This is a genomic window from Acinetobacter psychrotolerans (genome assembly GCF_048552595.1).
In the GTDB taxonomy this organism is placed as follows: domain Bacteria; phylum Pseudomonadota; class Gammaproteobacteria; order Pseudomonadales; family Moraxellaceae; genus Acinetobacter.
In genome coordinates this window covers 170,576-193,107 of the sequence record NZ_JBIMDK010000004.1, presented here as the reverse complement: position 1 = coordinate 193,107, position 22,532 = coordinate 170,576, and the positions used below count along the sequence as shown (strand labels likewise).

Sequence of the window (22,532 nt, the reverse complement as noted above, 5' to 3'; positions counted from 1 at the left end):
GAGCTAATCATTTAACCGTAGCTAAATCATTCATCTAAAATAGATTCAAATGCTTTTAAACGCTTACGAATAGATAAAAGTTCAATGATTGTTTTCCAAGACCCAACCAAATACTGGAATGACTCACGAACTTTATCGAATACACCTGAAATTTGATTAATCAAACCTAACGTAAGTAAACCCGCTGCAAGTGCAGGAAATAGAACAAATAAACTATATAAAATATCAAGTTGCCCATACCACCGAGCGACGACGTTGAAATACGCATAATGGAAATACAATTTAAAATAATTTTTACGAATATTTTTAAATAATGTTTGTAAGGTTGCAGGTTCAGCCCGATCTGTATAATCCTCACCATAAACCAATTCTTTACGATAAGCCGCTTCAACCTTTTGATTATTAAATTCTAATCCTGGAAGCTTTACACCAACGACCATCAATAAAAAAGTTCCAAACAGTGCCCAACCAATGGCTGCCCAAACCAAAGAATATTTTACTTCACCAACAATAGGTAACATTGGAACTTTTTCTGACAAGGAAAATAACAATGGTAAAAAAGCAATTAACACTAAAATGGCTTTAATAAACTCTACACCTAAGTCTTCCATAATGGTTGCAAAACGCATCGTATCTTCTTGCACACGTTGCGAAGCACCTTCAACATTACGTAACTGTTGCCAATGCTCTACATAAAATTCCGTCATTGCTGTACGCCATCTAAAAATATAATGGCTTGTAAAAAATGTCATGATGACACCTGCCGTGACAGAAATAGCGGCAATATAAATAAAGGTTAACGATTCAGCATAAAGCAGTGATAAATCACCACCACCTCTTGTCAATATTTGCTGGATCATATCCCAGAATGGAACATACCAAGCATTAATTGCGACACTCACTTGAACAGTCAGCCAAATATTGAAAATAATAAAAGCTGAGCCGTGAACAGACCAATTTTGCCATTTATTATCGGACTTCCACTGCCAAAACAATGCAAAAATGACTGTAGAAACAAAGAACCACAGATAAAACCATAAAAATTGTGCCGACCAAAAGCGACTCACACTAATTGGCAATTCAGCAGTTGCATAACCATTTGGAAAACCTAGAAATTCTCCCCAAGTTTTACCACCACTGTACCAAAATGCTAAATTGAGAATAAACCAAACCACGACCGACGAGAAAAACCACTTTGGATTCGGGAAAAAAGACTTAAACATTTAATACTACGATCCTTTAACAATGTTTTATATACTGTTTTTCTTACAATTGTTTCATACTAATCTTTAAAACTTAACGTAGCTTAAAGCTTTGTACTTTTTTGATTACATCCATGTACTCATTTATTTATTCAAAACAATCATCGATGATGACTATTCATTTAAATCACGTTCACGACATGACAACTCATAATATTCTGCTTTAGGTAATTTTTTAAGAATCAAACCATAATAATCAACATTACTTTTATCTCTAATGCTAAGCGAACACTGATTCTTTTTGGCAAACTGCTTTAAAGGCGCAAGATCAAATGTTTTGGCAATGACTGCGCCCCAACCTTCACTCACACAACATCCAACATATTCCGACATATATTCATCGGTTAATAAAACCACATTTTGTCCTTTAAATGATAAAGGCTTTTTCACGTTATAAACATCATTATAGTCATAACGCTTTATGTCAGGCTTTTTGGCAATGAATCCATGTAATTTTAAATACTGAAATGTTGGAAAATAATCTTTTGCAATCCCCATCCCGCGATATTCAGTCTCTTCCTCCGCCATACTCAATGAAGTCATGCAGAACAATAACACTGCAAAAAAAGATTGATTCCATTTAATTAATTTCATGATTTTTATCCATTCCTTCTATCTTTACATAGCCAAGTCATTGCACTGTAGATCATTGTTAAATCAATCATTCACAATTTAATCGCCTTATTTAGCACATGCAATAAACAGAAAATTTTACAATAATAATTACGACTAAAGCACTATCTATACCACTTAATTCCGTCAAACGCCTATGCTATTTTGAATAGAATCATTTTAAAAATCGAATTGAGGATAAAATAATGTCTAAACAAATATTAATGTTAGTCGGTGACTATGCCGAAGATTACGAAACAATGGTGCCTTTCCAATTTTTAACAGGTCTAGGCTATATCGTTCATGCCGTCTGCCCAGAAAAAAAGACTGGTGACACCATTGTAACAGCCGTTCATGACTTTGAAGGTGATCAAACCTATAGCGAAAAACGTGGACATAATTTTGTCATTAACCATGATTTTAATCAGGTCAATACACAAGATTATGTTGGTTTAGTCATTCCAGGTGGTCGTGCGCCAGAATATTTACGTATGAATGATCGTGTTGTAGAAATCGTCCGTGAATTTGATCACGCTAAAAAACCAATCGCAGCCGTTTGTCATGGTGCACAATTACTTGCAGCAGCAAATGTACTTAAAGGTCGTTTATGCTCTGCCTATCCTGCTTGCGCTGTTGAGGTTAAACTTGCCGGTGGTCAATATGCCGATATTGCTGTGACAGAGGCAGTCACCGATGGACACCTAGTAACTGCACCCGCTTGGCCTGCTCACCCAGCTTGGATGGCGCAATTTATCAAAGCCTTAGGTGCAACCATTACCCTTTAACAATTTCTAAAAATAGGCTAAATTCCACGAAAATTGGGACTTAGCCAATAATTTAAAAAATAAAAAACTCATGAAAAACCCAAAAAAGTAATTTCAAAATAAGGTTTAAAGCCAGTACAAACTACCAAATTCAAAACAACCAAGTCACGCTACAAATCATTGCAAATATTCAGCGTTATAACAGCAAACTATTTTTCAATTATGTAATATTCTTTGTATTAACTTATTTCAATTTCTAGACTTTTATTCCCAAACCATAGGTTAGCATTCAAAATGGACATCATTGAATTACTAGAGACCATCACTTTAGAGAAAGATAATTTAGAACCCATTACGGTTGAAACTGGAAGATTACTCAAAGTGCTTATGGTTAACCCTTCATCTTATCTTGTTGGTGATGATGGTCTATCTTTCATTATTAATTTTGCTGATGAAAATATAAAGTGGAAAAAGATCTAAAGACTCGCCATTATTCTGATTGAATCATCAAGTTTGGGCATTAGCGAGTTAATTTCTAGATCACTTAATGAATGCCCCCCACTAAAATAAATTTTCGATAGAAATAAATTTCTTTAAAGTCATGATCGGCTCATAAACATATTCATAATCTTTTGCTGAAAATTTTTTAATGCGAATCTATAAATTAAAATTTCAAAAAAATAAAAACCAAGTCAACGGCTTAACTTGGTTTTTTCTCAGTAATTAATTAATTTCAAAGTCTTTTTTCATTTTCAACAATATAACCATAATTCATTTATAATCAATGAGATTTTGTTCGATTCAATGCATCATTCCACAATGCTAGATGATGTTGTCTTTGATCATCATTCATATTCGGCTCAAAAGCTCTTTCTAATTGCCATGACTGTGATATTTCACTCAAGTCATTAAAAACCCCAATTTTAAGCCCTGCCATTGCCGCTGCACCCCACGCTGTAGATTCTAATAATTTTGGACGCAAGACAGGAACATTTAAAATATCTGCCTGAAATTGCATCAAAGTATTATTTTGACTTGCACCACCATCTACGCGTAACTCTTTTAATGGCTGTGCAATATCAGACTGCATAGCTGTAAGCACATCTGAAACCTGAAAAGCAATCGACTCTAAGGCAGCACGGGCGATGTGTGATTTATTGGTGCCACGTGACATTCCACAGAGCAGTGCACGAGCTTCACTGTCCCAATGCGGTGCACCTAGTCCTGTAAAAGCAGGAACAAGAACAACACCATCGGTACTGCTCACCTGAGAAGCCAAGCTTTCTACTTCTGCACTATTTTTGATAATACCTAAGCCATCTCTCAGCCATTGCACTATTGCACCCGCCATAAAGACGCTACCTTCCAGTGCATACTGCGTTTGGTTTTGACAATTCCACGCCAATGTTGTGAGTAATTGATTTTTACTAAACTGAATCTGATCACCTGTATTAAACAACATGAAACACCCCGTACCGTAGGTGTTTTTTGCTGTTCCAACTTCAAAACAAGACTGACCGAACAAAGCAGATTGTTGATCGCCTAGCACACCACAAATCGGGATTTCTGCCCCCAATAATCCAGTTGCAGTATTAGCAATATAGCGATCTGATTGGATGATTTTAGGTAATATTGATAATGGAATATTAAATAATTCAAGCAGTTCAGCATCCCATTGCTGTGATTTTAAATCCATCAACATAGTACGAGAAGCATTACTGCTTTCAATCACATGCTCAGTGCCTTGGGTTAAATTCCAAATGAGCCAACTATCTATCGTTCCAAAAGCCGCGTGACCTTGCTCTGCAAGTTCTCTTAATCCTTGAATATTTTCTAATAACCAAACTAATTTACCCGCACTGAAATAAGGGTCTATTCGTAAACCTGTTTTTTTATGAATTTTATCGGAAAAGTTATTCTGAATCAGCTGATTACACCAGTCTGCCGCACGACGGTCTTGCCAGATAATGGCAGGAGCAAGTGGTCGCCCAGTTCGCTTATCCCAAACAACTGTCGTTTCTCGTTGATTGGTTACACCAAGTGCCTTTATGTCTTTGGCAAGTAATCTTGCAGATGCAATCGCTTGTTGTACAACTGCAATTTGCGTTGTCCATATCTCCATCGCATCTTGTTCGACCCAACCCGAATGTGGTGTCTTAATTTGTGTTTCTCGTTGAGCAGTCGCATAGACTTTTCCATGCTCATCAAAAATAATGGCTCTACTAGAAGTCGTTCCTTGATCAAGTGCGAGTAAATAGCTCATCTTTTTGTTTTTGTCCCTTGAAAAATGTTGATAGTAACCCAATTATATTATCAAGCAGGTAATTTGATATATAAAAGTAGTGAATTTTCTAAGGAATTTCCAGTTTTATATGCTATCATAAGCTTGTTCTTTGGGGGTGTTTCTGGCTTCGACGCTGGTGATGAAACTTATAGATGCATGCCGAGAGCGCATTTTCTCTCGTAAATCAAATTTGCATTTTTTAGTCGCAAACGACGAATCATACGCTCTAGCTGCCTAAGGGCAGCTTGTCCGCCTCTCCGAATACTTGTGGTTAGAGAGACCGACTGAAGCGCACGCACACAAGTCCGTATTAAAGCCACGCCTCGGGGCTTTGTACTAAATCTAGAGGATCGCCTGAGTATCCTGTTCGTCGGGTCACAAAGGGTTAAAATAATAGACGATATCTAAGCATGTAGTATTCTCGAGCGTAGTGCTGGCGGACGCGGGTTCAACTCCCGCCACCTCCACCAAATACCCTCCCAAACATGGCAAAATATGCCAAGCTTGGGGACTGAAAGGCTTAATCCTAAAGGGGTTAAGCCTTTTTTTATGCCTAAACATAACCAAACATAACTAGCCACAGTGTATATATGCCGTGTACACGGTCTTGTACATTGCACATTTTATTGAACTCACTGGTGTACAAGGCATGAAAAGAGAAGATATTAAAAGAAGACCTTTACCAGATACCGTACTTGCAAACCTTGAACCTGAATTAAAAGAGTATCGGGAGCTAGATGTTGATGGCTTATATTTCCGTGTAAAGCCTAATGGTAAAAAAGCGTGGTTATTCAGATACAAAAAGGCTGATGGTAAGTGGTCATGGTTAGGTATTGGTACTTATCCTGAACTATCGGGTAAAGGTGCAAGAAAAAAAGCATCCGAAATAGTTAAGGATATTTCACACGGCGATAACCCCATCATTACCAAACAAGAAAGAAACCGCCAAGAACTTGAGCAGAATAATGCCACCTTTGAATCACTGGCTAGAGAGTGGCTAGATACTAAGGTCAATAGTTGGGTTGTAGATACAATGACTAGAAATAAGGGAGCATTGGAAAAGCATGTTTAAACACCGTGTATTTAGTGGTACAACACATAAGTCATTTACCTTGATAGCCTACTAATAAGGAGTCCTATAAATGCATTCAAGCTCTTATGAATAAAGCATTACAGCTATTTTATTAAAACGGCATTTTATCAAGATACATCAAGGAAATTTTGTCCTGCTACGTCCTGCAAAAAATGCCGTATGTTATGTAGAACTATTTATTTTTGTTCTTCACTAAACTCTTTGAAGTCTGCTTTACGTATTTTGGCATGAATTCCTTTAGTTTTATCCACTACCTGTGAAACCTCAAAATCTGTAGCAGCACTTAAATAAGCATAGGCAATTGCCTCATCAATGCCATATTCCTGATTTAAAAAACGAATTGCTTCACGAGTAGATTTTTTCATTGCTTCATCTAAATCTACATCTAAACCTGGTGTAATCCAAAATTCAGCATTCTCAGCTAAAGGTTGCACAATTTCCTTACCAGGAATCTTATCTTTGCCTGCCTTTAACAAAGTAAATTTAAGAGTTGCACGAGCGGATGCCTCAAGTGCTGTCAAAGCTACTTCACCATCTCCTTGTGCAAAATGACTATCCCCTGTGTAGAACAGAGCACCTTTTACTTGCACAGGATAATAAGCAGTTGATCCAGCCCCTAGTTCATTGATATCAATGTTACCACCATATATTGAAGGTGGAACAGAATGTACAGGCTCGGACGTATTAGCAGCTACGCCCATAATGCCCATAAATGGATAAAGTGGGAAACGAATAGACTTACCTGATTCTGTTTTTAAAACACCTTCGTATTCACCTTTGGAATTTTTTTCTATAGGAGTAAAGACTGAGACATTGCCATACCGTTCAGGATGGGCTGCTGAAGCATTTTCTTGTTTTGGCTTTTTCGGAAACTCACCAACCAGTGCACCTTTACCATGGCGGCTAGAAATTACGCCATAAGGAACACGTGGCTCAACTTTAATCACTTCTACTTTTAAGATATCACCCGGTTGTGCACCTTGAATTTCGACAGGGCCAGTCACAATATGTGGTCCATCTTTATCAAAATCATGGCTCAGTTTGGATTGGGTGATTTTTTTTGCTTCATCTAAAATGTATTCAGCTTTAACCCCTTTTGACTTGAAAAAACTTTCTGCATCACGCCCTTGATCTTCAAGTAAACCTTCGTGTGAAACTGTATCAAAAGTTACAATGCTGCCTGATGGAACAGAAATGACAGGCTTAGCATCTTTATTTGGTAAGTAACCCCAAGTAATCGTGTTTAAAGTTGAAGGTACATAATAATTGCCTTTGTATTCACCATCTTTTAGCTGAACAGGCTTATTTGATATCTGCTTAAGAACATTAAAGCTTTCCGCATAGACTGCTGAAGTACCAAGAGCACTGAAAACAAACATTGAGATGAGCGTGTGCTTAAACATAGAACATACCTTTAATAATTGAAAAATAAAAATATTGTAGATACGTTAGAGCAAATTTCATGCCACGATAAAATTGAGTGTATTGGATAATTTAAGTGAAAAATGCACTAATTGCTTACAACTCTCCGATCCAATCAAGTGCATAAGTATTTATGTCACTGCAAAGCCATCCATCTTTTATAACCAGTTATTACAAGTAGCGTTTTATCAAGAAGCATCCTTATAGCTCTACATGTCGCAAAATACACCCCTTTATACTTTCGACTACACTATTTTACCTAAATCATTAGTAAAATATTGCAACGTGTTTTGCACAAAATAGACTTAACATATTGATTAATATTAGTTAATTATATCTTCAGCAACCTTAACATGCACCCCTTAAAACATGCCGTTTTATACATAAATGAGGATAATTGATGTGGTTTTACATGCTTTTTATGTTGAAAATTGCCCTTAAAATGCAATTAAAGGGTATCTAGTGTGAGTTTCTTGACAATTATTGCGGATTTTAGGCATGAAAAATGATAGTAAGCGCACGGTTGAAGATTGTCTGAATATAGATAGTCGAACTATGGCCAGATCAAACTCTCTTGTGGATGGTGCTTCTGGTAATTGGGGGAGGGAAAGAGAAAATGAGATTCGCTCATCTATGGGCTATGAGTATCGTCACGGCGCTTTAATTCTGTCATTTACACAAAATAGTACCAATTACAGGCTTCATATCAAGGTTAGTACTACACCATGCCATTATGGTAATCACCGATACTGGTTTATATGTCCTGATAATGATTGTGGTAGTCGGGTAGCAAAACTATATTTGTTTGATGGCCAGTTCAAATGTAGAAAATGTCATAAGGTTAATTATCTTATTCAGCAGTGTAATAAGAAGCATGTGGCCAGAATTAATATGCAGCGAATGCGAATAAAACTTGGATGGCCATTAAATCGCGAAGTAATACCATTTTTTCAAAAGATCATAAGCCGCTTAATAAAAATAAGAAGACATTTCGGGCCATGGTCGATAAGCATGATATGTATGAACGTAAATCTAATGCCGTAGCTATAGCCATGCATAATGCTTTCATGGATAAGTTCGATAAAACCAACTCCTATATGCCAGTTGAACTCCAAACTTAGCTACCAAACTCAATAAAATAAGCCTAGCAACATATAATCTGTACACTGTGTTTTTTATATATAATTTAATTAATAAATAACAACAACTTATGATTTGTTTTCAATTGTCACCACCCCACCAAAATTCTTTTTATAAATTAGCCACTTATTTTAAGTGGCTTTTTTATTGCCTTATTCCACATATTCGGAAATATCATCCTTATCGATGATAAGAAAGATTCAATATCCTTATTTTATCCAAAAACCAAGTAAAACTTTACAAAAAATCAGATTCAAAAATGGTTTATCAATCAAAATATAACACTCGTAATATCTGCCCTGCTACACTTTCAATTATCCATTCCATATCTAAAATCACACAATAATCATTTTTTTTCTTTTATAAGGTTTCATAAAAATATCGTCTTTAACGCCCCAAGCCCCTTATAAACTTAGCAACAGCAATTAGAAGACACGGACTTTATACCCAATTGCAAAAAATTGACCAATAATAAAAGTATCAATATAAACTATAAAAAATAGCCTTCAACTCGCAAACAATCGTTTTAAATTCTCTCTACGAATAGAATCCCATCTAAATGATCTATTTCATGCTGTACGATTCGGGCTGGAAAACCACTAAAATCTTGATAAATTTTTTCACCTGCTAATGTGAAATATTGCACCGAAATCTGATCTGCTCTTGCAACCTGTCCACGCTCATCTGGAACACTCAAGCACCCTTCTTCACCTAAAACCATTTGAATAGATCTCTTGGTAATTTCAGGATTTATCATAACAATTGCATCCATATTCGGTGCATCTGGATAACGTAAATTTGGACGTGAGGCTACAATGATTAGCCTTTTTGAGACATAGATTTGCGGCGCAGCTATACCCACGCCATTACGCAGCAACATCGTTGCTTGCATCGATTGAGACAGTATCTCTAACCACTCACTTGCAAACTCAGACTCTGTTACTGGTGCAGCAACTAAGGCTAAAATTTCTTCGCCAAGTTGTGCGACTGGTAAAATTGTAGCCATTTCCTATCCTTTCAATACTTTTTATAAACTTAAACATAATTCAAATTTTAATGTATAGCTCTCGTCCATAATTAAAAATTCATAATAGGTGATTATCAGAAAAAATGAGTTTTAAAGATCAATTAAATTTGCCACAACATGGGAAATATCACACTAATATTTATAGTATTAACAACAAGATTGCAAAAAATATCAATAAAAAATGTAACTTTAAGATTTTTTTAATTTTGATCAGGTAATAAACTCAGTACTATCGTAATTTCATCACATTATTATGAATACAACCACCTTACTCCTGAGTGTTATTTTTAGTTCAATTGGATTGGGCTATTTTTTATATGGTAAAAAACAAAAAGTCATCATTCCCTTTACCTGTGGAATAGTCTTGATGATTTATCCATATTTCCTTGAAAATATTACAATAATAAGTGTAATTGGAATCATTTTATCTATTCTACCTTATTTTATTCGTTTATAAGGGCATGATCAGACTGATTTTGGGTTTCTGAATAATGACGAACTTGATTTCGACCACTAGCTTTTGCTAAATATAATGCCTGATCTGTACTACTTACAACTTATTCTTTGGAGGAAATAAACTCCATCGAACTTGCCACACCAAAACTAGAAGTAATATTTAATGTGGTATTTTAATCCAATATTAATAATTCATTTTGTATTCCAAACGACATCTTTCTGCAATCTGAATAGCTTGTTCCAAATACGTTTCTTTGAGTAAAATAATAAACTCTTCCCCATGAAAACGCCCGACGATATTTTATTCACTATATTTAAAAAAACTCCATTTTTTCATGTCATTAGGTTAACCTACACTTAACCAAAATTTAAAATATGAGTAAATTTAACTATGTGTAATTATCTATAGCTTAAATTTTAATATTCCTTAAAAAAACTCTGGACGATGATGCCTTAAGACCTTCTGCTTAAAGATTTCTCCATCCATATTTTTAAAACTTAAACTCCAAATAGTCTGTTGAATATCCAAATTTAAATACTGGTTTTTATATTGAATTGAAATGTAAAACTGTTCTGCTCCATCATCTAAGCCTGAAACAGACCATGTCGTAGCCATTGGAAAATCATTTAACCATGCTGATTTATAAAAATCTGAAACTGAGCCAAAATCTAAAAAACATTCAGGTTTTGCCATGATTTTTTGTGCATACTGATCAAATTTTAGCTTTTGAATTTGAATAAAATCAATAATCATGGCGAACCTATGTTTGGATTAAATGCTGTCTAAAACTTTATTTTGCTGCTTCTTTTTCACTTGTTCCCAATGTATCCATCCATAAATTGCCAATCCTACAAATGCCGCATACAAGCCAGCTGTAGGGAATAAGCTTTGATGAAGAAAAGTTCCTACATAAATAATATTAACGAATATCCATAAAACCCATGTTGCAATATGTTTACGACTTGTCCAATAAGTCGCTAATAAACTAAAAGCAGCCAATTGCGAATCTAGCATTGGTAAAGTTGCATCGGTAAAATGTTGTAATGAGAAGCCAAATACTAAACCTGCAATAGCCGCTAAAATCATTTGTATAATGACGGTCTTAGTCGCAATCGGTTCAATTCTAATCTCATGATCTTGCTGCTTACCTTTAAGCCAATGATAAAAACCATAAAAATTTACGACTACAAAGAAAAACTGTAAAATACTTTGCCCATAAAATTTAAATTCGAAGAATAAATAAGCATATAAAAGATAAGCTAAAAAGTTAAAAGCCCAACACCACATATTGCGTTTTATGGTCAGTGCAACCCCAATAATACTAATAATGACGGCAAATATTTCTAATGGAGACATCGATTGCACAACACAGATTAAGATGTGCTTATTATGAAAAAAAACTGAACGAATGCAAGTAATACCTAAAATTTCAACGCATCATTAAATGACAATGCTAAATTTTAAAATAGATACATCACTCACCCAATTTCCAATAAATATATGATTTTAAATTACTTTTAAATATAAATATCTCTTTGAAGTTTTATTCGGTACAAATTATCAAATCATTTTATCCTCCCAATGTGCTATACAACTAACGATAAACAAGTCAGTCAAATACATTGATTTGACTATTTTCTATCAAACATTAAAAAATATGTATAACAAACAAAGTGAGAACAACAATGTCAAATACGCAAGGAAAAGTGAGCAGTGAAATACGTGGGCATTTATTTTTAATTGGTTTAGACCGAGCAAGTAAACGCAATGCTTTCGATAGTCATATGATTCATGACCTTTCACTTGCTTTAACTGAGTATGAGGATAACCCTGAATTACGTTGTGCAGTTGTCTTCGCACATGGCGATCATTTTACAGCAGGGCTTGATTTAGTAGAGTTGCAACCTAAACTTGCAGATGGTGTTTTTAGCTTCTCAGATGACATTGTCAATCCTTGGGGTACTGTTGGTCGTCAAAGAACCAAGCCATTGGTCACAGCAGTTCAGGGCTATTGCTACACCGCAGGAATTGAGTTAATGCTGAACTCTGACATTGTTGTTGCCAATGAAAATACCCAATTTACCCAAATTGAAGTACAACGTGGTATTTTGCCTTTTGGTGGTGCAACTGTGCGCTTTGTACAAGCCGCAGGTTGGGCAAAAGCGATGAAATATGTCCTGACTGGTGATTTATTCTATGCGAAAACAGCCTATGAAATGAATTTAGTGACTGAGGTTGTGGAAGGTAATAATCAATTGGTTCGTGCCCTTGAATTGGCTGAACGTATTGCACAAGCTGCCCCACTCGCTGTTCAGGCGGCACTTAATTCTGCACACCAAGCATTTTTACAAAGCCCCGAAGCTGCTTTTAGCAATTTACAAAACTTACTTAATCCATTACTTGCATCTGAAGATGCCCAAGAAGGCGTGCAGGCAATGTTAGAACGCAGAGCACCGCAATTTAAAGGCAAGTAAAAATACATTAACAAAAACCTGTTGTAATGAATGATGGTTTCTTTTTATTTTCGGTATAAAGAAACCTGATGTTTGGAAATTTTATAGATTGCCAAACTGAGGATATTTCTTCTCAATCTAATGAATAAAGTATCACGTCAAATAGTGCAAAGCTGTTGAAAGCAAAGTATGAAAATTAAGTACAATCTTTAAACTCAGCCTTATGCTCAACCCCTTCACGATCCACATGCGCATAGAACACACCGTAACGCCCGACATAGTACTCTAGTGATTGGTCGTTATAACTCCAAAATATTGACCATTCACCACAATCAAAATCTCCACACTGGCTCTGGGTACTCATCGGCATTTTATTCAAAAATTCTTGCTGAATTTGCTCTGCCTGATTGATACTTTTGATTTGAATGGCTTTCTCAAAAAATAATTTCGCAACCTCATCAAATAACAACTGGTCTTGTTTATGAATGGGTATTTCTTCAACAGAAGCCATATCCTGTTCTACATCAACAACATCGACCAACTTTACTCGTTCAGCATCAAGTGTATTTTTAATAGTTTTAGATTTCTCAGGTAGTTCATCATCGTCATGCACATTTTGCATAAGTTGTGATAATTCCTCACGTTGCTCATCAAATACTGCATTAATTTTTTGCTTGCCAAGCATTCGCCATAAAAAATAAAGGGTGACAACAATTAAAATTATAAAAATAAACTTCAGCATAATTGTCACTACCTCATTGTATTAACAGTCGTCAAAACTAAACTGGAAATAGCTCAATTTGTTATTCTTAAAATAGAACGTTACAGTATTATTTGAATCTTTTGGTATTGCTATAGCATAGCCGTCAGGTTCAACTTTAAAAATAAACTTAGAAAATTGCTTTTTAAATTGTGCTTCTGTTATTTTTTCATCTAACGTCGCTGTGTTTACTTTAACAGCATTATTACCTTTCAAATAGACTTTATCTATACGCCCATTTTCCAATAAAATAAAATGATCATACACCCATTTATCTGGAAATTGCCCACCACTACATTCATCTTCCTCACCTTTTATAACCTTTAGGGGTTTACCAAAAGTTTTAACTGGAATATAAAATGCATTAAAAGTTTGACCACGAATAATCGGTTTAATCACAGTATCAGCAAAACTGAATGAAGCGATACAACTCAACATACTTAAAAAAATCATTTTTTTCATCATACTTTTACTCTTTATCTACATAGATTTTAAAATTTTTAATATTAGATCTCTTGCGAAAGTAACTTTTATAGCATCTTTAATTGTAAAGAGTTGATTATTTTTAACTTACGCAAGGTCTATTTTTCTGAAATGAAAATTCAACCTTAATTGGCTAATTTTTTAAATAATCGACTTCCCAATATCCTTAAATTGAATTTTGGATTCTCTGCTGATTATAAAATAGCTCAATAAATCTTAAATGATTTAAATGTGTTTATTTTGAGTTTTTTTCAATACTGTTTTTGCTAGGTGATTACTGACTGTAATCGCAAATTGATCGACATATCGACTATAAATATCTGCAACCAATAAAGTGGCGAGTATTGCAACTATTGCCGATACGATTACCGAAATTGAATAGCCCCACCCCCAACCATGGAATAGATTGAATAAAGGAATACAGATCAAATACAACATGAGTAAATGCAGTAAATAGATTGAAAACGACAACTTCCCAAGCCATAACAATACAGGATGATCTAAACCTTTAGATAATAATGGATTCATTAAAATACTATAAACGATCAGAACCCCTGCTAAAAAATTGCAATAGTCATACGTATGTTCACCTAAAATTTGATAAATCCACTGGTATGCCGCACTGGTATTATGTGCACCTGCCAAGTATAGGCCCAGTATTAACATCATGATTGCAGTGATATTTTTTAGTGGTTTTGCATATAAATAGATATAAATACCAAAGATGAAGCTGCTAATACCAAAGCTAAATCCTCGCCCACGCCAATAATAAGCCAAACATACAACTAAAATTGAGCCAAGCCAAAATGCAGATTTTTTATAGTGGTAAAGATAAAGTAAGAAAAATAGCGCAAATGAACCCATTAATTCGATAGTCATTGTCCACAACACCCAATTAACATCACTTTCAGAAAACAAAAATGCGCCAATTGTTCCTTCATAAAGTGCATGGCTAAAACTGAAGTCTTGGACTGTAAATGCCTGCAACCAAGCACCGACCAGACTGCTATCAATGTTGATTATTTTCAGCACGGCCCAAATAATTAAACAGGATGTCAGCGCAGGAATCATCAACCTTGGATAACGCTTTAACATCATCGTTTTAAGTTTATGATTAAATTGTTCAGGACTTTTTAGAATGGCATAACTCAGCACAAATCCACTGAGTACAAAGAATACAAAAACCGCTGCATCACCTGAATATAAAAAACCAAATGGTGAATGGTGAGTGGTATGAACCCATAATAAATCTGTAGTTTCATTGACATCAAAATGATGCAAATAAGGGAAAAAACTCATCGCCAGATGAGAAAATACAACAGCAAGACATGCTAAGCCACGTATGCTTTCTGCTGAGTTTATTTTAGCGGACATTTACTTTTCCATTTCAAAATAAAAGCCCCAACTTGTGGGACTTTTGCCGACTATACCTTTAGTCAATATGTGTGATTCGCCCATCTGTGTCATGATGAACAGTCGATATTTTTTGCAAACGAGAGGCTTTCAATTGTTCAAGATCTAAATTGAAATAGCGCGCATACTCATCTGTATTTTTATCTTTTGCTTGTGCTTTGGTTTTTGAAGGAATGAAATTACTCCATAACCACAGTGAAACAGCACACGCTAAAAGTGCAGTAAAACCATTTTCTAAAACATGCGCGATAGCACTGAAAAAATGTTCAATCAAATGCGGCTTTTGAATAGATATATACCCAATCAAAATGATCAATGGACGCCACAAAAAAATCCATCCGCCCCATAACATTGCTGTCGTCGTATTGGATACGTAACGTTTATGCCAAGGCAATTGGTTACGCACATCGATAATCAAAGTTTGTGTTTTCATCTTTTTTCTCGGACGCTTAGTCATTTTGATCCTGTCGCATTCCACGATCGGGGCTAACCCAACGTGCCCGTTTGCCCTTACCGAGTAATAATACTTTAGGAAAGGCAATAATACTTGCAGTCACTGTAATCAACCAAAAAACAAAGGGATACCATATCATCCAGTAAAAGTTTTTAGCCAAATTTGACTCATATCGGCTATCCATCCATTTACTGATCGCAAATTGTAATAAACAAGTTGCTCCAAGTAAAATCCCTGTTCCCATTGGCAATAGCGGTGAGGTGATTGCAGGCAATCCCACATACGGTAAAAGCAGATGTAAAACCCATAAAACCACCATAATCAACATTAAATATGACCAGACTAAAGTCAGGATCAATTCAATGAGTAATGGCCAAAGATAATTGAGCTTCGGTTTCAATAATACATCTATATTCTTAATTAAAACTTGCGCACCACCCATTGCCCAACGCAGACGCTGTTTCCACAAACCGTTAAAAGTTTCTGGCATCAGAATCCATACCAAAGCATTCGGTTCAAATGTTACATCCCAACCTGCTCGATGCAATTTCCAGGTAATATCAATATCTTCTGTGAGCATATTGGGCGACCAGTAACCGACCTCATGCACTGCACTTTTACGAAATGCAGTAATCACACCCGATACTGTAAACAAGCGCCCAAATGTACGTTGTGCACGCTTAATCATGCCGACAATTGAGGAAAACTCACCAACTTGTATCCGTCCAAGTAATGTTGAACGTGTACGAATACGTGGATTTCCCGTTACAGCTGCAACGGATGGGTTTTGTAAAAAATGACGGATCATCCATTGTGCAGCATGACGATCCAATAAAGCATCACCATCAATACCAATTAAATATTCAGCGTCTGTTAAAAGGCTACCTGCTTGCAAAGCCATTGCTTTACCTTGGTTTTCTGCCAAATGTACCACACGTAGTTTAGGGTGTATTTCAGATAAAGCATTCAGGATTTCAGCCGTTCGATCTGAGCTACCATCATTAATCGCAATCACTTCAAAATTAGGATAATCTAAATTTAAAGCATGGCTAATGGTTTCTTCAGCATTGTCCTGCTCATTAAAACAAGGCACCAGCACCGCAACCAGTGGATATTCACTCAAAGTCGCAGGTTGTTGATATGGCGGCTCTTTACGCTCTTTCCAGTAGAAAATTAACGCACCGATCATCCATAAATAAGACATGAACAATGGATAATAAAATATAAAATTTAATATCGCTTGCCACAAATGTTGAAAGGAATTCATACCAACACCTTATGGAACCAATCGCTGTGGCTTGGTATCAAATGCTTTACGCATTTCAGTGGTATCTGGATGATCTTGAATTGGATCATCTGGATAATAACCTACATGCATCGCACCTTGTTGATACAACGACTGAATCGTTTGACTTAATTCAGCACTTGGAATTTTTTCGTTATTGCGCCAATTCACAGCCTGCAATTCAAAAATAGTCTTTTTAATACCATTGGGTTGCTGCTTAACACGCTTCACTAAATCTCTATAAAATTTATCTTTATCAGGTGCTTGTTCCATATATGGCATGGCCATGATTGCAGTAAAATCATAGTTCTTAATGGACTGTTCTAAAGATTGCGCATACCAATTTTCAGAATACGCAGATAAAGCCACCTGCGCATATAGATTACGTGCCGTCAATAAGAATGGTTGATAATAACGAACTTTCTGCGCCAAATCTTGAGCAAATGAATCGATCGTCTCAGTTTTAAATGCAGTCCATTTTTGTAGTTTTGCATCATCTTTACGAATTTCGTCGAGATCAGTTGGTAAACCAATTTTTTCATAGGCTTTCAAAGCATCTGGACTTGCATCTTCGTAGTCAGATAATGTGGCATCATCATGGAATAAAATCCCTTCAAATGTTGCTGACTTAGCAAGGTCTTGATACAAACCCTCAATCACTTTTCGAGCATCATCTGAATACGGGCTTAAGCGATGATACCCCATATTTAAGTGATCACCTGCTTTGGCTTGCTGTGTAACTACAATATCTTTTGAAACAGGATTTGAAGTGGGTAAATCCCATGCCAATAAAGGCATCCACGCATATAAACGCCCAACTTGGGTACGTGTTTGAATTTGCCAAGCAACACGGTTAAACAAGTCTGCACGCATTGGTAAATATCGATTTGGGAAATAGACCATATCTGCAGAGCCATTGGCATCTGGGTCAGAAAATGCTTGTAAGAATACAGTCGTCACATGCATTTCACGGATTCGGTCAAGTAAATGCCCTAAATTACGCTCTTGTTGTGCTTCATCTGGATCATAAATATAGTCCAAATCGACATGCATAATTTTTTGCGGACGATTATTGTCGGTAAAATTCATTTGGCGACTTTGAATTTCTTGGGCCAAAGAATCCGTAGTCATATTGCCTTCTACCAAAATACGATTGAGATGCCCTAAAGACTTTTCAATATGATCTGGACCATCGTCAAGGCTAATGGTAATTGGCATACCCACTTTATCTGCAATTGCGACTGTTTGCAGATTATAACGACCATACGGCCAAACCATGACACGTGGGGCTTTTAAACCATGTGACTTTAAAAGTTTATTATTGGTTTTTAAATCATTAAAAATTCGATCTGCATAAGCCTGATCAGTTTCATAGCTTTTATTTTTTGGATCATATTCACGTGTGACCGCAGCTGGTTCTGAATTACCTTGTGGATTCCCCATAATTCCACGATGCAAATTGTAGCTATGACTTCCAATTTCTACGAAGCCACTCTTTTGCATAGTTTTCAGTTCATCCCAAGTTAATAGTTTTTTACGTGATAATTTTTCATCACCAAATTGCACCATTTCATTGGCTTTAGGCTCTAACCATGAACCTACCACAGCCAAAACTACTGGAATTTTTCTTTGTTTTATAATTGGATAAGCATCTTTATAGAATGATTGATAACCATCATCGACAGTCAATAAAACAGGTTTAGTCGGCAATCTATATTTGCCTTCTTTGGCTTTAAGTAATTGATCAACACTGACAAAATGATAGCCATTTTTCTGTAACCAATCTAAATGCAGCTCAAATTGCTTTGTCGTCACCGCATAGTTTGGAATAACAGCATTCTTATCTGCCGTAATTTCGTGATAACCAATGACGATTAATGTGTTTAAATCAATTTTAGGTGCATCTTCAGAGATGGCAACAGCATGGGTGTCAACTTGGTTTTCTTCTGCCATCGCACTATGATAAAAAGATGAAAACAATAAAGTTACACATATCATCGCTGTAGGAGAAAAGTAACGGCTTAGCATATAATTAAATACTCGATCATCATAGTTTTGGATCTGAGTTCGTCCATAGCACTCCAATATTGAAATACTAAAATCCTTTTTATAGACGAATAAAATCAGACGTATTACAACGATGATTTAAAAGAATAAAGCTGAAATGAACCTTAAAAATAACCCTGAACAGAATTATTTATTTGCATCATTTAAACACTTCTCAAACAAAAATTCTGTAGGTGATTGTTAAATTATGATTACTTTTTAAACATAAACATAGCATTTTTGTGTGAAATCTCATATTACTCACAATAAACAGTAATATCCCCATATTAACTCATTGTAATTTATCAATATTGAATTATGAAGAGATAATGAATAGCGACTTACTTTTCTTCAATAAATGCTCTCATAAAATTGTAATTTTCAGTATTAAAAAATAGAGACCCGAAGATCTCTAATTGTCGCAATATGGATTCAAGCACAGATATTAATCACGTGTTTTTACATCGAATAACTCAATTTCAAAAGTAAGATTTGAATTTGCAGGAATGATTTTACCCATTTTACGCTCACCATAAGCCAAATGTGATGGAACGATTAACTTACGTTTTCCACCTACTTTCATGCCCATTATGCCTTGGTCCCAACCTTTAATCACACGACCAGTACCAATCACTGTTTCAAAGTAACTACCACGATCAACTGAAGAGTCGAATTGAGTCCCATCTTCTAACCAACCAGTATAATGTGTGGTAATTAAAGCACCTTTAACGGCTTCTTTACCTTCACCTACTTTTAAATCGATGACTTCTAATTCATTTGACATATAAAACTCCAAAATCTAATTACTTTTTCACTTGCGGATTTGTCGGTTGATGCGCAGCATATGCCTTACAAAAACTCGTATAATCCTGTAAAACCTGTTGGTAATAATTATACGCATAATCTAAAAGTTTACTTTTCCAATTTTGCGCTTGTTTTGCAAATTCGATCAATTCATCAACTGAAGCAGAGGCTTTTCGCCCTGATGAACGAATTTGAGCATAGGCGATCAATTTCGCCATATTGTGACAAGCATCGGTAAATTTTTTCGGCTTTTCTACACATTGCTTAAAGTCCATTTTATCCTGTTCAGACTGTAAAGCTTTCACGACATAAGACAGCCCTTGGAAACTAAAATGAGATAAGCCTGCGGGGGTGATGTATTGCATATAATTCTGTATAGTCTGAATGCGTTCAGCCTCGGACTTCCATTCTGGCTGAGTGCTTTTTAAAACAGGAGATAATGATGATGGTTGAGCTTGTTTAACATCATACAAATAATACATTTTTTCAATATTGTGATAAACCAGAAAAACATAGCGAGTCAAGCCGATACTACCCGTTCCTGCGATACGAAGGGCCATATCTTTCACCTCAAACTCTTCATTTGACTCGCTGATGGATGTATTGAGCGAATTTAAATAATCCTGAAACTTGACGATCAATTCTTGTTTCATTTCCCTTGAATCGATAGCAAAATATTTTTTATTATCAATAATTAAAGTTCTATTATTATGATTATCCAATAGGGAATGTGTATTTAAAAATGCAATCGGATCACGATCTGCCACATCTTTGATATATTTTTTTAAAATACCATCTAATGTTTCTTTTTCTAATGCAAATGCCTTGCCCAATTGCAACGCTGTTAAATAATCATTGAGTAATGTCGATGCGATTCTTTTAAGATCATCTTCTAAAAGATTCAGTTCCTTTCCTGCTATAAAAACACTGGATAAAAAGCGTATGACTTCCCATGTTGGATGAGCCAAAGTTGCTTCATCAAAATCGTTAAGATCGAAATACACTACATTTTGAGCACTTTTGTAAGATCCAAAATTTTCCACATGCAAATCACCACAAACCCAAGCCACAGTTTGGTCATCCCACGTTTGATTCTGCGCTAAATCCTCATAAAATAAATGACAAGATCCACGGAAAAAACGAAATGCGCTACTCACCATCAATTTATATTTCATGGGTAAAAATCGTGCATCTCTATTTTGATTAAAACTGATAATTCGTTCATAAGCATCACGCATTATCATTCTCCAATGTATTGATGATGGTTAAATATTGAGAACTAATTGAAAATAATCACCTACTTTTCCAAATACATTGTTCATGACTATTTTCTCAAATGAGTTAATTTTCAGGATTAAAAGCTATTCAACAACCGTTAAAATAAGCAATAAATACAAGCCAATAAAAACCAAACTGATTAAAAACACATGAATTAAAATGGATGAACATCCAACGCTGTCTAAAACTGTTGAACGACAACCAAGCCATACAAAATCTAAATAATCTAAAAACTAAGCTCTTTAATATCATCATCGCACAGTAAATATTGTGTGAGTTTTTTATGATTTTGTGCAGATCCTATCAACACCCAACGTCCTGAAATTTGTTGTTCCGTTTTATTTTGTACACCACGAAGAATTTTCATATTAAATTGCTTAAATAAATATTCATATTTATCTAAAGTTTCTTTTTGATAATCACATAAAATTCGATAATTACGTGCTTGGTGAAATTCATCAATTTTGTCTTGAATAAAGACCAGAAGAATCAGCACGATCAGAACCAAGAACGTGCCAAAAATACTCAGTAATTCATAACCCGCACCTGCTGCCATACCCAATGCAGCAACCATCCAAATCGTCGTTGCAGTGGTGATACCAGAGATCCGATTATCATCTTTAAAAATCACTCCTGCGCCGAGAAATCCAAGCCCTGTCAGAATATTCGCAGCCAATCGATCTGGGTTTTCCACCCCAATTTTGATCGACAATATAGTAAAGAGACAAGACGCTAAACTCACCATAATCATGGTACGTAAACCTGCAGATTTACTGCGATATTCACGTTCAGTACCAATAATTGCACCAATGGCAAGCGCAATAAGCAAATGGTAAATATCTGGATTCATTTGTTATCCGATCATCATTATTCTATACATAGGTATACGAAATTTATAATAAAAAATGCAAGCACTTTGGCTTGCATCTCACTACATTATTGAATACTTATTGTACGTTTATTGCAACTGTGTCCATTCAATGATTGCTTGCGCTTTATCACCAATCAATGTCCACTCACCATCCATGATATTTAACTGTAATTGCATGGTACGTTCACACAGTTCTTGAATCGCTGTCGTGGTTGCTTCAGACAATTGCCACACTTGCACATTTTTCAAAGTTTTTAGTTTTGAGCTACGTTTGTACCATTCTGCAACCGCAGAACCATAGGTAATTACGGCTACTTGGCTGCAACGTGCAGCTGCTTTTTTGACTTTATCTTCATCGGGTAAACCCACTTCAATCCATTTCACCAATTGCCCTGTCAAATCTTTTTCCCATAAAGCCGGTTCATCGGTTTCAAATAAATCTTTAGTAAATTCTAAGCGTTCTTCAGCAAAACGTGCATACGCCAAAACTCGAACCATTAATCGTTCAATGGTTTCAGATGGATGCAACGCCATAGTAAATTGATAATCACCGTATTGATGAACATCCATATTGGCAATATTCAAATCTGCCTTATAAATTGTTGCTTTTAACGCCATGAACAT

The 22,532-nt window shown here is 35.6% G+C and carries 21 protein-coding genes, 1 other RNA gene and 2 pseudogenes; 6 read left to right on the top strand and 18 right to left on the bottom strand.

The features are described 5' to 3' along the window. Nucleotides 1-26 precede the first annotated feature (26 nt). Entirely contained in the window at nt 27-1,223 is a 1,197-nt protein-coding gene (sbmA, locus tag ACG94X_RS05525; RefSeq protein ID WP_419382739.1) for a peptide antibiotic transporter SbmA, read from the bottom strand. A 153-nt stretch (nt 1,224-1,376) separates the two neighbouring features. Beyond that, complete coding sequence (locus ACG94X_RS05520; RefSeq protein WP_419382738.1) at nt 1,377-1,856, bottom strand: hypothetical protein; 480 nt, start codon at nt 1,854-1,856, stop codon at nt 1,377-1,379. A 224-nt stretch (nt 1,857-2,080) separates the two neighbouring features. Between ACG94X_RS05520 and ACG94X_RS05515 the strand changes: the two genes are divergently transcribed. Together ACG94X_RS05515 and ACG94X_RS05510 are read left to right on the top strand one after the other, a co-directional pair. Beyond that, nucleotides 2,081-2,659 carry a DJ-1/PfpI family protein gene (locus tag ACG94X_RS05515; protein WP_419382737.1) on the top strand — a complete coding sequence of 193 codons (579 nt, stop codon included), beginning with the start codon at nt 2,081-2,083 and terminating at the stop codon, nt 2,657-2,659. Nucleotides 2,660-2,932: 273 nt separating this feature from the next. Continuing rightward, nucleotides 2,933-3,118, top strand: a complete 186-nt coding sequence (locus tag ACG94X_RS05510; RefSeq protein WP_419382736.1) for a hypothetical protein — start codon at nt 2,933-2,935, stop codon at nt 3,116-3,118. A 301-nt stretch (nt 3,119-3,419) separates the two neighbouring features. Here ACG94X_RS05510 and glpK read toward each other — a convergent pair whose 3' ends face one another. Further along, the gene (glpK, locus tag ACG94X_RS05505) at nt 3,420-4,901 is read right to left on the bottom strand and encodes a glycerol kinase GlpK (RefSeq protein ID WP_419382735.1); all 1,482 of its coding nucleotides are present in this window, start codon (nt 4,899-4,901) and stop codon (nt 3,420-3,422) included. 132 nt (nt 4,902-5,033) lie between these two features. Here glpK and ssrA point away from each other — a divergent pair. Together ssrA and ACG94X_RS05495 are read left to right on the top strand one after the other, a co-directional pair. Further along, nucleotides 5,034-5,392, top strand: a transfer-messenger RNA (tmRNA) gene (gene ssrA, locus ACG94X_RS05500). A 179-nt stretch (nt 5,393-5,571) separates the two neighbouring features. Beyond that, nucleotides 5,572-5,991: pseudogene (locus tag ACG94X_RS05495) on the top strand (Arm DNA-binding domain-containing protein); the annotation flags it as partial. A gap of 200 nt (nt 5,992-6,191) precedes the next feature. Here the strand turns inward: ACG94X_RS05495 and ACG94X_RS05490 are convergent. Continuing rightward, nucleotides 6,192-7,418: an acetamidase/formamidase family protein gene (locus ACG94X_RS05490; RefSeq protein WP_419382734.1), complete on the bottom strand. Its 1,227-nt coding sequence runs from the start codon at nt 7,416-7,418 to the stop codon at nt 6,192-6,194. A gap of 1,685 nt (nt 7,419-9,103) precedes the next feature. After that, nucleotides 9,104-9,583 carry a peptide deformylase gene (gene def, locus ACG94X_RS05485; protein ID WP_419382733.1) on the bottom strand — a complete coding sequence of 160 codons (480 nt, stop codon included), beginning with the start codon at nt 9,581-9,583 and terminating at the stop codon, nt 9,104-9,106. A 274-nt stretch (nt 9,584-9,857) separates the two neighbouring features. Here def and ACG94X_RS05480 point away from each other — a divergent pair, with 274 nt between their 5' ends. Beyond that, complete coding sequence (locus ACG94X_RS05480; RefSeq protein WP_419382732.1) at nt 9,858-10,061, top strand: amino acid transport protein; 204 nt, start codon at nt 9,858-9,860, stop codon at nt 10,059-10,061. 183 nt (nt 10,062-10,244) lie between these two features. Here the strand turns inward: ACG94X_RS05480 and ACG94X_RS05475 are convergent, their stop codons facing one another. From ACG94X_RS05475 to pnuC, 3 genes are all read right to left on the bottom strand, one after another. Then, the gene (locus tag ACG94X_RS05475) at nt 10,245-10,358 is read right to left on the bottom strand and encodes a diguanylate cyclase domain-containing protein (RefSeq protein WP_419382804.1); all 114 of its coding nucleotides are present in this window, start codon (nt 10,356-10,358) and stop codon (nt 10,245-10,247) included. 129 nt (nt 10,359-10,487) lie between these two features. After that, a complete protein-coding gene (locus tag ACG94X_RS05470; RefSeq protein ID WP_419382731.1) occupies nt 10,488-10,814 on the bottom strand; it encodes a hypothetical protein in 327 nt (108 codons plus the stop codon). An 18-nt stretch (nt 10,815-10,832) separates the two neighbouring features. Next, the gene (pnuC, locus tag ACG94X_RS05465) at nt 10,833-11,417 is read right to left on the bottom strand and encodes a nicotinamide riboside transporter PnuC (protein ID WP_419382730.1); all 585 of its coding nucleotides are present in this window, start codon (nt 11,415-11,417) and stop codon (nt 10,833-10,835) included. 329 nt (nt 11,418-11,746) lie between these two features. Here pnuC and ACG94X_RS05460 point away from each other — a divergent pair, with 329 nt between their 5' ends. Next, nucleotides 11,747-12,535 carry a crotonase/enoyl-CoA hydratase family protein gene (locus ACG94X_RS05460; protein WP_419382729.1) on the top strand — a complete coding sequence of 263 codons (789 nt, stop codon included), beginning with the start codon at nt 11,747-11,749 and terminating at the stop codon, nt 12,533-12,535. A gap of 175 nt (nt 12,536-12,710) precedes the next feature. Here ACG94X_RS05460 and ACG94X_RS05455 read toward each other — a convergent pair whose 3' ends face one another. The 10 genes and pseudogenes from ACG94X_RS05455 to ACG94X_RS05410 form a co-directional block, all read right to left on the bottom strand. Beyond that, entirely contained in the window at nt 12,711-13,256 is a 546-nt protein-coding gene (locus ACG94X_RS05455; RefSeq protein WP_419382728.1) for a hypothetical protein, read from the bottom strand. Nucleotides 13,257-13,277: 21 nt separating this feature from the next. Further along, a complete protein-coding gene (locus ACG94X_RS05450; protein WP_419382727.1) occupies nt 13,278-13,739 on the bottom strand; it encodes a PDDEXK family nuclease in 462 nt (153 codons plus the stop codon). 243 nt (nt 13,740-13,982) lie between these two features. Beyond that, the gene (locus ACG94X_RS05445; RefSeq protein WP_419382726.1) at nt 13,983-15,131 is read right to left on the bottom strand and encodes an acyltransferase family protein; all 1,149 of its coding nucleotides are present in this window, start codon (nt 15,129-15,131) and stop codon (nt 13,983-13,985) included. A 58-nt stretch (nt 15,132-15,189) separates the two neighbouring features. Then, a complete protein-coding gene (gene pgaD / locus ACG94X_RS05440; protein WP_419382725.1) occupies nt 15,190-15,603 on the bottom strand; it encodes a poly-beta-1,6-N-acetyl-D-glucosamine biosynthesis protein PgaD in 414 nt (137 codons plus the stop codon). A 16-nt stretch (nt 15,604-15,619) separates the two neighbouring features. After that, entirely contained in the window at nt 15,620-16,891 is a 1,272-nt protein-coding gene (gene pgaC, locus ACG94X_RS05435) for a poly-beta-1,6-N-acetyl-D-glucosamine synthase (protein ID WP_419382724.1), read from the bottom strand. Between the two features lie 9 nt (nt 16,892-16,900). Continuing rightward, nucleotides 16,901-18,811, bottom strand: a pseudogene (pgaB, locus tag ACG94X_RS05430) (poly-beta-1,6-N-acetyl-D-glucosamine N-deacetylase PgaB); the annotation flags it as partial. A 589-nt stretch (nt 18,812-19,400) separates the two neighbouring features. Then, entirely contained in the window at nt 19,401-19,739 is a 339-nt protein-coding gene (locus ACG94X_RS05425; RefSeq protein ID WP_419382723.1) for an FKBP-type peptidyl-prolyl cis-trans isomerase, read from the bottom strand. A 19-nt stretch (nt 19,740-19,758) separates the two neighbouring features. Continuing rightward, nucleotides 19,759-20,997, bottom strand: coding sequence for a DUF2252 domain-containing protein (locus ACG94X_RS05420; RefSeq protein ID WP_419382722.1), 1,239 nt, complete (start codon nt 20,995-20,997; stop codon nt 19,759-19,761). Nucleotides 20,998-21,263: 266 nt separating this feature from the next. Further along, nucleotides 21,264-21,887, bottom strand: a complete 624-nt coding sequence (locus tag ACG94X_RS05415) for an MgtC/SapB family protein (protein ID WP_419382721.1) — start codon at nt 21,885-21,887, stop codon at nt 21,264-21,266. Nucleotides 21,888-21,995: 108 nt separating this feature from the next. Then, complete coding sequence (locus ACG94X_RS05410; RefSeq protein ID WP_419382720.1) at nt 21,996-22,526, bottom strand: YaeQ family protein; 531 nt, start codon at nt 22,524-22,526, stop codon at nt 21,996-21,998. Between the last annotated feature and the right edge of the window lie 6 nt (nt 22,527-22,532).